11 protein-coding genes and 1 pseudogene are annotated in these 13,268 nt (G+C 41.2%); 2 read left to right on the top strand and 10 right to left on the bottom strand.

Translation table 11 applies throughout. From position 1 onward, the window contains the following. The first annotated feature begins 152 nt into the window (after positions 1-152). On the top strand, positions 153-1,514 hold the full coding sequence (locus ONT08_RS15680; RefSeq protein ID WP_264960415.1) for an ATP-binding protein: 1,362 nt from the start codon (positions 153-155) through the stop codon (positions 1,512-1,514). 87 nt (positions 1,515-1,601) lie between these two features. On the opposite strand, the gene ONT08_RS15685 is transcribed toward ONT08_RS15680, so the two are convergent. Further along, complete coding sequence (locus ONT08_RS15685; RefSeq protein ID WP_006846942.1) at positions 1,602-1,811, bottom strand: DUF4248 domain-containing protein; 210 nt, start codon at positions 1,809-1,811, stop codon at positions 1,602-1,604. A gap of 352 nt (positions 1,812-2,163) precedes the next feature. After that, positions 2,164-4,212, bottom strand: coding sequence for a VapE domain-containing protein (locus ONT08_RS15690; protein WP_264960416.1), 2,049 nt, complete (start codon positions 4,210-4,212; stop codon positions 2,164-2,166). Positions 4,213-4,388: 176 nt separating this feature from the next. Here ONT08_RS15690 and ONT08_RS15695 point away from each other — a divergent pair, with 176 nt between their 5' ends. Further along, positions 4,389-4,526, top strand: a complete 138-nt coding sequence (locus ONT08_RS15695) for a hypothetical protein (protein ID WP_153087059.1) — start codon at positions 4,389-4,391, stop codon at positions 4,524-4,526. A gap of 270 nt (positions 4,527-4,796) precedes the next feature. Here ONT08_RS15695 and ONT08_RS15700 read toward each other — a convergent pair whose 3' ends face one another. The 8 genes and pseudogenes from ONT08_RS15700 to ONT08_RS15735 all read right to left on the bottom strand — a co-directional run bounded on the left by ONT08_RS15700 (position 4,797) and on the right by ONT08_RS15735 (position 13,224). After that, the gene (locus ONT08_RS15700) at positions 4,797-6,098 is read right to left on the bottom strand and encodes an ATP-binding protein (protein ID WP_264960417.1); all 1,302 of its coding nucleotides are present in this window, start codon (positions 6,096-6,098) and stop codon (positions 4,797-4,799) included. A gap of 311 nt (positions 6,099-6,409) precedes the next feature. Continuing rightward, a complete protein-coding gene (locus ONT08_RS15705) occupies positions 6,410-7,363 on the bottom strand; it encodes an IS3 family transposase (protein WP_117695121.1) in 954 nt (317 codons plus the stop codon). A gap of 5 nt (positions 7,364-7,368) precedes the next feature. Beyond that, positions 7,369-7,716, bottom strand: coding sequence for a helix-turn-helix domain-containing protein (locus tag ONT08_RS15710; protein ID WP_117695123.1), 348 nt, complete (start codon positions 7,714-7,716; stop codon positions 7,369-7,371). A gap of 523 nt (positions 7,717-8,239) precedes the next feature. Then, on the bottom strand, positions 8,240-10,426 hold the full coding sequence (locus tag ONT08_RS15715; RefSeq protein WP_264960418.1) for a DUF262 domain-containing protein: 2,187 nt from the start codon (positions 10,424-10,426) through the stop codon (positions 8,240-8,242). After that, on the bottom strand, positions 10,413-12,278 hold the full coding sequence (locus ONT08_RS15720; protein WP_264960419.1) for a DUF262 domain-containing protein: 1,866 nt from the start codon (positions 12,276-12,278) through the stop codon (positions 10,413-10,415). Before ONT08_RS15720 ends, ONT08_RS15715 begins: the two co-directional genes overlap by 14 nt. A 34-nt stretch (positions 12,279-12,312) precedes the next feature. Beyond that, entirely contained in the window at positions 12,313-12,567 is a 255-nt protein-coding gene (locus ONT08_RS15725) for a hypothetical protein (RefSeq protein WP_264960420.1), read from the bottom strand. 24 nt (positions 12,568-12,591) lie between these two features. Beyond that, positions 12,592-13,088, bottom strand: a pseudogene (locus ONT08_RS15730) (3'-5' exonuclease). A 13-nt stretch (positions 13,089-13,101) separates the two neighbouring features. Beyond that, positions 13,102-13,224, bottom strand: a complete 123-nt coding sequence (locus tag ONT08_RS15735; protein WP_264960421.1) for a hypothetical protein — start codon at positions 13,222-13,224, stop codon at positions 13,102-13,104. Positions 13,225-13,268 lie beyond the last annotated feature (44 nt).

The following is a 13,268-nucleotide window of genomic DNA, read 5'->3' on the forward strand; positions in this document are numbered from 1 at the left end:
TTTAATAAATGATTGTACTATCAGATTATTTATTTATCTTTGCATCATCCAAAAGTTGGAAAAGTGTAAAAAATAGCCTGAAAAAATATTGGAAAAATGTATAAAATAGGCTGTTTTTACCTTGGAAAAATGTAATTTAACGGTACAAGTGTATGATTAACAGAAAGATAGATAAATATTTAGATAATTTCTTTCAAGCAACGCATAAAGCATTGTTGCTTACGGGAGCTCGACAGATAGGTAAGACTTACTCAATAAGACAGGCTGCTCAGCGAATCTTTGATGATTTTGTTGAGATCAATTTCATAACTTCTCCTGAGGCTATTGGCATCTTCACTGGAGCCAAAGATGTAAAGGATATGCTGTTTCGTCTGACGGCTTTCGTGCATAAGCCTCTTGTTAAAGGAAAGACTCTCATCTTTTTTGATGAAGTGCAGGTTTATCCTGAAGTAGTAACCCTCATCAAGTTTCTGGTAGATGAAGGGAGTTATCGCTATGCCTTAAGTGGTTCTTTGCTGGGTATCGAATTGAATAATTTGCGTTCTGAACCTGTTGGCTATTTAGATGTTAAGGAAATGTTTCCACTTGATTTGCAGGAGTTCTATTCTGCTATAGGTTTATCTGCAGATGTTTTGGATGTTATCCGTAAAAACTGGGAAGAAAAGACGCCTGTAGATGATTTTGTACATCATGAATTGATGAGAGCTTTTCGCTTGTATTTGATAATAGGAGGAATGCCGCAAGCTGTTCAGACCTATTTGGATAGCAATAATTTACAGCGTGTGATTGATGTACAGAAGAGTATTCTTTTGGAGTATCAGCGTGATATCATGAAATATAAGATGGATGACAACAATCAAAAGTTGTATATCCAGGAAATATTCCAATTGATTCCATCAGAATTGAATGCTAAAAACAAGCGTTTTATTCTTAAAAGTTTGAATCAGCAAGCTAGATTTGCTAATTATGAAAATAGCTTTCTTTGGCTTCGGGATGCTGGTGTGGCTCTTCCTACTTACAATGTAGAGGAACCTAAATTACCATTGTTGCTGGCTAAGACAAGAAACCTTTTCAAATTATTCCAAAATGATGTGGGGTTGCTGATCAGTCAGTTTGCTGATGGCATTCAGTTGCGTCTTTTAAACGATGAACAGTTTATCAATTTTGGCGCCATCTATGAGAATGTGGTTGCTCAGGAGTTGAAAGCTCATGGCTTTGACCTCTATTACTTTAACAATAAGCGCTTGGGAGAGTTGGATTTTGTGGTGGAGTACAAAGGACAGGTTTTGCCAATAGAGGTGAAGTCTGGTAAGGATTATGACCGTCATAATGCGCTTTCGAATGTAATGGCATCAACAGAATACAAAATTCCTCATGGTTTGGTACTTTGTAATGGAAATGTAGAGACAAAAGGAAAGGTGACTTATGTTCCGATTTACATGCTGATGTTTCTGGAAAAAGATTCTGTTCAGAATATAACCTATAAGATGGATTTGTCAGGATTAAAAGTGTAAAACTCTGGTTCAGGGGAGATTGTCCGTGGATAGACAATCTCCCCTGAGCCCTTTTGTTGGCTCATTTTCAGATTAGGCGGAACAGAGTTAGGGCTCACCTAGGAAGTAGAGGATGTAGGAGACTTGCATCGGGGTGAACTCCTTGCAGTTCTTGCCGTAACCGGTGGCGGCGAGCTTCTGGAGAAGGTCGGGGATGCGCTGGATCCATCGCATCAGGTGAGCACTGGCTACTGCTGGAGTAGCATCGGGAAAATACAGGAGAGCTAGCTCTTGCTTGGTATAACTTCTTAAATCCATAGTTTTGTTTGATTTTTATGAGGGTTATGAATGAGGGTGCAGTTCATAAGCTACTGACTTTTGCATCGTAAGTCTCTGACTTTTTCATCGTAAGTCTCTGGCTTTTGAACTATAAGTCTCTGACTTTTGCACCGTAAGTCCTTGGTTTCCGTTTCGGAAGTAACTGGCTTCTGGGTGACAGGGTGACAGGGGTGACAGGGAATTCTGAAGATTTACTCTCGCGCGGGCAGGCAGGAAAAATCAGGCCGAAAGTTCCTGCCTGCCCGCGTGCGAGGCGAAAAGTTGAAAAACTCGTGTCACCGTGTCACCCTGTCACCCTGAACCGGATGAAACCGATGGTTTGGAGGAACGGCTAGAAGGGGGCATCATCATCGCATTGCGGCGGGTTGATGCAGACGGATACCTGGTAAGCCTTGATTTCCTCGGCTGTACGGACGATTGCCCTGTAACCACGGCTGTGCTTGGTGCGCATCTTTTCGAATCCGAGATCATTGAAAGCCTTGCCCAGTTTCGAACTGTTCAGCTTCTGTGAGAGGTTGCAACTGATGATCTGCATCGCTCTGGCTATGGACACGAACTCCCCTGTCTCCGCCTCCGTTGGCTTTCGGAAGTAGAGATCCACAAGTTCCTGTTCTAGTCGGGGCGCCTCAAAAGCGCGGTTGTGCCGGTTCTGCTTTTCTATCTCCTCATCGGTGAACCAGTAGCGGAAATCACTCTTGTAGAGGGCGTAAGCCTGGGCGTAGATGCCTTCGTAATTGAACGGATGCTCACGGGGTGAGAGGATGCTCTCTATCTCGTAGGGCAGCCAGCGACGGTTACCGGTAGGGTCGCTCAAAAATTCGGGATTGTTGCCCGTGCCGCAGAAGGTGTTGATATGCTTGCGCTGCTCGGCATAATGGCCGTATGCCGCCCTTTCGTTGGTATACTGCATCGTTACCACAGCCTTCAGCTGGTTCAGTTCCGACGGACTCATCGTGTCGAGCTCTTCATAACAGATGAGTGCATACTGCGAAAGGGCGATGATATCATCCTTCGTCATGCGCCTGGCATTCGCCTTCGTATAGAAGTATTGCTTCAGTTCCGGCGGCAGAAGATAGTTGAACCAGGTGGTCTTGTAGGCGCCCTGTCTGCCGATGAACACCAGGATGACATTGTTGACGGCACCTTCGTCTATCCATCCTGCTATCATCGCTACGAGCCATTTCCTGAGGGCTTCACAGAAGGGCATCACGGGGTCTCCCTTCATCTTTACCGTGGCAGCGAGTTCGGCTATATAGTCCTTGTCGCCTTCCTGCCAGGGTGGGAGATTTTCCAGATAATCGGTGAAGGGATTGTAGGGCGGGCTATAGTCGCTCTCGATGACATTGATCATGTCGCTCTTGCTCACCCTTGCGGTTAGCGACATGTTGCTCCATAGCGTATTCAGATTGCGGTCCTGGAGGATTCGCCATGTCTCCTTCAGATACTCGTAGCGTAGGGTGATGAGGTTGAAGCGGAGTTTGATATGCCCGTCGAGGAAGTCTTTGATTTCATCTACGGTGGCATAGGGAATCTTTCCGGTTTCTGCCTTCGCCTTCTGTGGGTGAGTGGTGTTGTCGTAGCACGATTTGAACACCTGTTCTACGTCGTCGTATTCGGGAAACTGCCTGATAGCCCACTGGGTGGCTTCTTTCCTGTCGTACCGTTTCTTAGCCATCATGTAGCCCACCCGCATCACATACTGGTTGTGGTTGCCGGGTTCGTACCTGATCTTTTCGCTTTCCAGCTTGGGTTTGACGATCTGCTCGTAGTAGTCGGCGATGCGTTCCTGTTTCTTTTTCTTCTGGGCGGTCTTGAGCGTAGCCGAATGGAAATGGCTGATTTCCTCGGCGCTGAAGGCTGTGGCTTCAGGATTGAAATAGACTTCGGGGTCGTAGGCGAGTCCGCTGAGCCTTGTGATGTTCTTGCAGAGCGGATCGCTTTCCTTGCCGATGAGATGCGCATAGTAGTCGTTTCCCATGGCGAAGGCGGCGGGATAATCCTCGCCTTCGTAGCGGTAGATGACGCGCAGTCCGTTGCCGCTCATGGTAACGTAACAGAGCAGGGTGTGGGCATCGTGGCAGATTCTCTCTTTGAGCGAGCGCAGGGTGCCGTCATCCGGTTTTTCTGTGATGTGGTCGAAGTCGACCAGCGACAGATGTGTGAGACTCCGGATGTTGTCCTTGCCTTTTCCGCCTTCGAAGATGCAGGCTACGGCGAAGAGGGGTGCATCGTGTTTGTACGACTTATTCCCCGTTTTCCGGTAAGACTCGGTGAAAAACCTGAGTTTCTCATCTTCCTTCATGAAGGTTACCAGGCCTTCCAACTGGCCAGGTGAAGGAATCTTGCTGGCCATGTTAATGAATGTACTGATGTTCATCATCTCCTAAAAATTTTATATTGTTATACAATATATGTATCAGTTATTCGTTTTATTATAGGTAAGCAGATTGTTGTATCTGTTTTACACGATGCAAAGATACTAAAAAGAAAATAAAAAAGAGTTCCCGTAGTGGGAACTTGTAAATAAATATATTCAATAATTTAAAATTTTTTAAGATGAAAATTGAAAAATTTAATGCAGACAACAGCCGTTTCGGTGTTGTTCTGAGTGAAGTGATGAAGAACCATCATGTATCTGGTTCTGATCTGATGTATTATGCTGGGATGCATAAGGAAAACATTTTTGCAATCTAAAAGGGTAAGGGCGATTATCGGCTCAGTGTTTATGTGAGGATTGTTTCTACTCTTCGGTACTTTATCGAAGATCCGGCAGAATACGCCCGAGTGAAGCAACGCCTTATCGAAGCAGCCTTCGATGATGGTTACTTTTATAACAGATAATTCTTTTGAATTGGTTTTTTAAATTAAAAAGTGGAATCCGGCGGTTGTCGGATTCCACTGATATCGTATTTTCACCCTGTGCGGGTGGGATTTCAGATGAATGCCTGATATCCAAAATTTGTTTCAGTTGTATGTTTCCAAATATCCTCTTGCACCATATAATGGTACATTGGTAATATCGTCCTGTTCCCGATAGTCGCTCATCGAAAAGCGCAGGCCTTTCATGCCGGGATTTTTGGCAATAGTCATTTTCAAAGACTTTGACTGAAAATTCTCCTCTGCCTTTACTTCTACCGGTATGACCTGCATTCCTACCTGAATAACAAAGTCAAGTTCCAACTGGCTGTTTTCCTTACTATAATAATATATAGGAATCTGGTGCAGCGATTCCAGCTGACAGCAAACGAAGTTTTCCGTAAAATCACCTTTCCCGGTATTGTCATTACTAGGAAGCAGAAGCAAGGCTGGCGGAGTTTTACTCATAGCCCCCAGCAGTCCACAATCCAAGAGATACAATTTGAAGGCACTGATATCCTCATGAATCTTCAGAGGAAGCCCCAAAGTCTTCACCCTACTGATTTTATATACCAGTCCTGCATCTATGAGCCATTGGATTGCCAACTCATAATCCTTGGCTCTGGCACCTTGTTTTACAATACCATAGATGAACTTTTTATTCTCTTTGGCTAGTTGGGAAGGGATGGAGTTCCATACCTGGTTGATTCTTACTACCTGCTCTTTTGGTGCATGCTTGGAAATGTCTTTTTCGTAGGCCCGAATAATTTCCTCCTGTACTTCCCTTACGGCATTTGCATCATTGGTTTCTATGAACTTATTTACGGCTTCGGGCATACCGCCAACAAGGTAATATTCACGAAGATGCTGAATATAGAGTGTTCTGAGCGATTTTACCACATCCCACATTCCATGCTGCAGCAGATCCATACGCTGCTTGAAACCACGTGCCCACAGAAACTCCTCGAATGTCATCGGATACATTTCCAGGGTGTTAACCTTTCCCACAGGATAGGATTCTCCCTGATGAAGAGACAAGCCGAGAAGGGAACCGGCTACTGCCACATGATACTCCCGTGCATTTTCACAGAAATACTTCAACGAGGCAAGTCCACGATGCAACTCCTGTATTTCATCCATAATGATGAGAGTCTTGCCGGCTTCTATATTAACACCAGTAATAGCTCCGATGGTGAGAAGGATGCGATCTATATTATAGTCTGAAGCAAACAAATCCTTAGCCATGGCATTGTTGTCACAGTTAATGTAGGCCACATTTTCAAACTCACGTTGCCCAAATTCCTTCAAGATATAAGTTTTGCCAACTTGTCTTGCTCCCAACAGAATAAGGGGTTTTCTATCCTCTCTGTTTTTCCAAGCAATGAGGTCTTGCATGATAAATCTTTCCATATATTGCTTTTTTGCTGCAAAAATACTGAAAATTTATGAAATAGTAAAATATATCACATTTTTATGAGGGACTTTTTGAAAGATTAACACACTTTTATGAGGGACTTTTATGGCTACATATACACTTTTATGAGGAACTTTCTGTTTTGCTTTCAGGTCAGTGTAGCAGTTCCCCAAAGTGGACACAAAAAATGATTATTAATTATTTATATTTTTAAAAGTACACATATCTATCAAATTTCGTTCCTTTTCATTTGCAAAAGTAGACAATCTCATCCATATTTGCAAGTTTTTCTTTATAAAAGTGAACATTATTCTTTATTTTTCTCATTTCCAGCCATTTTCTTCCGTTCTGTGACGAACTTCGGTGTTGCATTAGCCTCTCGCTTCCCAAAAGTGTCCTTTCTTGGAAGCTCCCCTTTATAAAACCTCTTCCTGTAATTATTTGGCGTATCATAGCCGATAGCATAACATGGTCTTTTCTCATTGTAATAATCCACGTATGCGTCCAAGGCCTCCTCGAACTCCTTTCTTGAATTACATGTCTCAATCTTGAAGTCTATGAACAATTCCTCTTTTATCCATCCGTTGAGGGATTCGTTCACAGGGTTGTCTGTAGGCTTTCCTGCCCTGGACATAGACCTCACAATCAACGTGTCCTTTATCAGCTCATTATAGGCGAGTGAAGCATACACGCTACCTTGGTCCGTATGAAGAACAGTTGGCTCATCTGTGCCCTTCAACAGGTTGATGACATCATTTAGCCCATCAATGTACTGGTCTCTATGTCCACGTCTCTCAGCCACATGCCACGTTAGGATTTCTTTCGTAAAGACATCGAAATACATGGTCAACTCAAAGAAGAACCAAGAGTATTTGATGACTGTCATGTCAGAGACGATAACTTGTCGAGGTCTGTCTACCGTGTCCCACGTGGAATAAATGAGGTTGGGGTACTTATCCTTTACTTTACGTGGTTTGTAATGTATCTTGTGTCTCGTTTGTGACTGAATACCAAGATATTGGAAGCATTTATAAGAGAAATTGTCGCTGATACTCAACTGTAAATTGATTCTTATGTACGCCGCCACCCACCTGTAGCCATGTGTAGGGTGTTCCGAGTGTATGTCCTCAACCACACCCACCATGAACTCACGATTGATCTCACGGGATGAAGGCTCTCTTCTAAGCCACTTGTAATACCCCGACCGACTTACTCCCATCATCTTGCAGATATCCTTGACAGGATACTCGTGCGATAGCATGTCCACTATTTTGAACTCTTCATTTTTAAACGAACATACTCCGTTTGCCCATCCTCGTTCTGCCTCACCAGATATTTTTTTTTGAGCCGTTCATTCTCAATACGCAAGCGTAGGATTTCTCGCTTATACCCCTCCTTGGTTTTGTCAATGCCCTCAGGAAGTATGTTCCCAATCTCAGCATCAGCACGAGCCAACCCCTCTATGCCTGCTTCTTCATATTGCTTCAGCCACTTCTTAAAAGAAGTTTCCGAGACATTGTTTGCCCTGCAGAAATCACTGAGCTTAACTTTGGAGTTTCCCTTGAACTTACGAATCAAGAACTCCTTTTCCAATGGATTTAAATGCTTTGCCATAAAAAGTTTCCTTTCTGGTGAATACTTGACGATAAGATAACCGTGCTTCGGCAAGTTGTGTGCCCTTACGTTCGGGCTACGCCCTCTCTACAGGGCACACAACTCTATCTGCTTGCAAAGGTAATCATTTTCCATCAGTTTTCCACCTTTCTGTGTCTACTTTTTGAGGGGCAGCACAGGGTCTCAATTGTCCTTAGCCTTTCATTGGTCAATAATTCAGGTGTTCCAATTTACCTGTTGTTCAGATCTGGTTGTACTCAGTATTCAGTACATCGTCAAAATCGAGAAAAATTATTTTCTTCATACACATTATTTTATTGGATAATGAGAGATGTGCTAATCCTAAGAGAGTGCTTCACGGTATGAACCCGTGAAAGCAACTCCCTTGTAGTGGTCGGTATTGAATAGCCAAGAAGTCATCTCATTTTGAAAGCTTTTTCAATATTAATATTCTCATAAATAACCTTAATTAAAACCGGACAGGTCTTCAAATACTCTAAGAAATATGCTATATCAAAAAACTTTATCTTTCAACATATTCTTCAGAATCGTTTATCTCTTCGGCAAAATCGATGATTTCTACATTATACTCTTTAAGTATCTTCTGCCAATCCTGCGATAGGGTTATTCTATTCTTTGAGTCTAAGTAACGTTTCGCTTTCCAGATTCTATCCTGTCCCAAGAATATTTCACTTTTTGATTCTGCATCATCATTCATGTAAAATGCAACATTGGCATGATCGTCATCCCAAATACTTCCATTAACAGAAAGCAAATCATATAGGATGGCCAGTTTCCTGTGACTCCATTGCTTTTCGTTTCTGTCCAAAGTCTTGTTTTCAAAAAAGAACTCGCATCTTTTTTGTTGAAGTAGTTCCTGGATATTCAGACCTTTGTTAAAGAAATCTTTGTAGAAGCTAATGAAATGCTTTGTTCGGACAATCCTCTTCCATTCGCTGGTTTCGTAATTGCTATAATACCAAGGCGATTGCTGTTCCCAAAATGCCTTGTTGTCCACAACATAAAATAGAAGTATTTTCTTAATGTCTATGTGTGACGTATTTGTAGGCTCTGTGCCAAGAAGACTGACAATTTTATCCTTGAATGATGTTATGCTATCGAGGAGCATGTTTCTGGCAATAATCTCTTTATCCTGGAAAAACTCAAGAATGGTATTACCTCCTACACCCTTACCATCCAGGAAGTAGGGAAGCTCCTGAATTTCCCAGATACAGGATTCTATCTTGCTCGTGTTGGCTTCATCAGAGAAGTAGAGACTAGATAAAAGTACTTCTTCTTCACTGAAGGTCTTACTGTTGATGTTATCCTCCTCTTCTTCGTCTTTCGTAGCAATATCAATTTCGTGGATACGTCCACTTTTGTTAATGAACGCATTGACTATTGTTTCGATAGATGTTGCAGAACGTTTGTAGCACCGGAATCTGATGTAATAAAAATGCAGTAATCTCACCAAAAGCTGGTCATCTCTTTCTGAGTCTTTGCACTTTTTAAAATATGTCATCCATGGCCAAAAGAGCATAGACTTGTTTCTGGCGATAGACTTATTCTTGTAGTCATTCCTTACTTCCTGGTTACCACCTCTTGGATCACTAATGTCCCATTTGCCATCATAAGTGTTTATCTCATTCCAAAGACAGTTGATAAATGAGTCGAACCAACCTGTGTAAAGACCATTGTAGAGAGACTGCAGTTCATTTCTGAATTCCTGGCTGCAGATATGCATCAGACCAGTCATATAGTTTTTTATGACATCGACCTTAATATTGCTTTCCTTTTTGGATGGATCATTGAAATATTCCAAGCCTTCAATACAGGCAAGAAAATTGTTGAATCCCTTGTCTGCATTCACATTTTTGGCATTTCCTTTTGTCCTGTTTCTCCAGAAGAAAGTTTGCCACTCCTCCCATTTACGGCCGTATTTTAAGAGTTCTGAGCTAGGCAAGACTCTTGATTTCTGCATTTCATTATCAGATAACTGCTCACCACGAGAATTCATTGTTATGTACAGTTCCTCGCCCTGAGATGTTGCTTCTGTTTTGAAGTGCCAGAAATGAATATTTGTGAGAAGATAATCAAAGTAAAAATTTGATGCGTTACCAAAAATTTTCTTGATTGATTTGAGTGCAGAAATCATGGACATCACTGTCTGGTCACTTTTGTAATCATCAAGGAACCAGTGAGGAGAATTGTTTAAATCCATGATGAAATCAAAAGCGCTGCAGCCTTCTTCTCTAGCATGTCTTATCAATTGAACTAGGAACTGCTGGGTCAGGCTTCTGACTTTGTAGGTGAAGCCCATATGCAAATCATCCTCATCTGCTCTACATATTGTCAAGAAATCATCAATTCTCTCTTCAATGGTTGCTCTATAGAGAAGAAGCAAAAAAAGAGTAGTGATTCTCTGTTGGCCATCAATGAGAAATTCATCAAGGATTCTCTCACTTTCGTACTTTACATATGAGGGCTTGTAGGAATAGAGGAATCCTACGTTTATGTTCTTGTTTGTGTGAACATGGTGGCATTCCTGACAAGGAGAGCCTTTTTTCTCCAACTCCTGAAGAAATTTTTCCAACACATCACTATTGTTACCCCATACATATTCTCTCTGTATCTCCGGAACAATCATATTGTTCAGAGAAAACAGAGTTAGAAGGTTTTCATCTTTAAGATATGCGTTATGCTTGCTCATTTGATGTATTTAAGAAGTTACTTATTCGTTTAATTATATATTCTCGTCTTGCAAGGATATCAGACCTATCCCATCGGTTCATCATTTTCATATCGATGGATTCGTCATGGCGCTCTAGAAAAATCTTGTTGAAAGCATCATATACATGAGGTCTGATAAAGAAACCTTCTTGAGACTTACGCATGATATCTATTCGTTTCTCCAAGAAAAAGTCATTTCCATAGCCTCTGTTGACAGATTCATGAAGCACGCACATATTTCCAAGAGAATTGACCGGTATGACTTTCTCAATTCTATTATTGATACGAGACTTAATACCATCTTTCCAGTTTTGACTTTCCCAATCTATATCGCTGTCATTAATATAGATCTTTTCTTCTTCACTGAGCGATTGGTTTATGATATCAATATATTCTATGAGAATCTGTGTTTGTTTTATCTTGTCCTTGATTCTGTCTCCAACGGGTGTCTGCGGGAATATATGTTCTAAGTCTTCCTTGTAGGCCTTGAAGTGTCTGGCAGGAAGACATGTACTATTCGAAGAGAGGATGCTGATGATGTCGAGTAATACCGATACCGTAATCAGCTTATTATCATACCAGTTTTCTAAGAACGCGGTTTTTTCATTTTCCTCTTTGCATCTTTCCGATTGATTGATTAAATCATTAAAAACTTCGGTGCTTGCAATTCTTTTCTTTAGGAAGCGAATGAAGTCTTTCCTATAAAGCTTCTTCCATTGGCATAAAAGCTCTTTGAAGCTAAGAACTGGCTCTTCTTTTATCTTTTCTCTAGCATAGATGCTTGTGAAGAGTATGAGATGGTATAGTTCTTTATCATTGTACCAGTTCTCCATTGTTCTTTGTAGCAATTGTAACTCATCTAAAAAGCCATCTTCTATTACTTTCTTCTCGAAGAATTCCATATCCAGCACAGCTTCTCCGTATGCCAGAACATACAGTTTATAGAGATGGTTTATAGGGTATGTTACATCATTGAATGATATGGACTCCTCATCTGGGACTTTGGATTCTTTAGTGAATTGATGAAAGTAGTTCTTCTTGTTTTCGTCAGCCCACCAAAGGTTAATGCGGTCAAGCATAAGTCCTATCTTTACTCTTCGCTCGTTAATCAATACGTTCTGTTTTATGCTGTCATCAATTTCTCCAATCTCTTTTTTGGCAACTCTAGTAATGATTAATGCACGGATAAGGTCGGCTCCATCCAAAGGGACTCTTTTTCCGTTCAAATTTTCAAACAACTCCTGCTCCTCGATATTCTTAGGGAGATTCACAATTAGCTTGACATGGTTGAGAATCTTGTCTTTCATCGCTGTAACTGAATTAGGATTGGTTTCAAACCAAGTCTGGATAGCCTTGTAAGCATTGAACAAATAGAATACGTCCTGATAGTCGTAGTCCTTTCCTTCAATGCTTGAAATCTCCAGAAATTGCTCCCAATTCTGTATGTTCTTGAGTTCGTTAGGTTTGAAAATATATTCCTTGAGAAACTCTTCTGTTTCCTTTCTTACATTATATTGCAACTTCTCGTTGATTAACTCATATTCGTTGAGATATGAAAGGATGACAGTAAGGGTAGTCAGCCTTTGCTGTCCATCCACAACGTTGAATGTCTTAGAATCCAGACTCTCAACAAGAGTGATGTTCTGAAGACAGTAAAAAAGATTAAGGTCCTCATTGGGTGAGAACTCATAGATGTCTTTTAGCAAACGCTCGATGTCTTTTGTATCCCATTTGTATCCTCTTTGATAAGGAGGAATGGAATATGTCTTCCCTTGCAAATAGGAGTCGAACAGTTCTTTAGAACTATAAAGTAATTTGTCGCATGCTATCATATTAGAATTTTGTTAAAATTTGTTCTTTGTATTTTTATGCATCATAATATACAAAAGCTATACATCTTTGTTTCATAGCTTTGATTCTGTGCCATTTTTGTATATTACATTTGTTATTGATAACGTTTCGACAGCAAAGATATTGCCATGGTGTGCCTTTTTTGTTCATACTACCATAAATTTTATCAAAACTACAGATTTCTGATAGGTTTCCAACAGGAAATGGCATTTGTTTTACTTTTGCCGATGATGTTTCTATACTCCATGCGGCAAGATTCATTTTAGACACAATATAACACTTTTGCTGCAGTAGTTATAGTAGTTCCCTGGCAATCCAAGCACAGGCCTCTGCGTCAGCCAGGGCATTATGGTTTTGGGTTAGGTCGTACCCGCAATAAGCAGCTACAGTTTGTAGTTGGTGGTTGGGTAGGAGAGATTCCAACTTTCTTCTGGAGGCTCGGCATGTGCAATGGAACTCATAATCGGGATAGTCCATCTGATACATTTGGAACAAAGACTTCAGGCATCCCTCGTCAAAGGGAGAGTTGTGAGCCACCAATGGCAATCCCTCAATCTTTGGCAGAATCTCAGCCCATACCTCTGGAAATACCCTGGCGTTCATGGTATCCTCCATGGTAAGTCCATGCACCCTAGTATTCCAATAGGAATAATACTCAGGCTCTGGCTTGATGAGACTGTAGTAGCTATCCACAAAATCTCACCATTCCTTACTATCACAATGCCTACGGAGCAAACGCTGGTTCGTTACTGGTTGGCTGTCTCAAAATCTATCGCTGCAAAATTCTTCATGAGTGCAAAGTTACTAATTATAGATGTAGTCACGTCCTCCCGCTACAATCACCTTGTAACTATTGAGATACTTTGTCTTGATGGTATGTTTGATGGTTTCTTTATCCATCTTGCCATTTGATATTTTTTTGCCCATATTCATGTTTGTTCATTAAGCTTATGCAAACGTTATGCAAAAAA

The sequence above is a fragment of the Segatella copri genome, from assembly GCF_026015465.1.
GTDB lineage: Bacteria > Bacteroidota > Bacteroidia > Bacteroidales > Bacteroidaceae > Prevotella > Prevotella copri_E.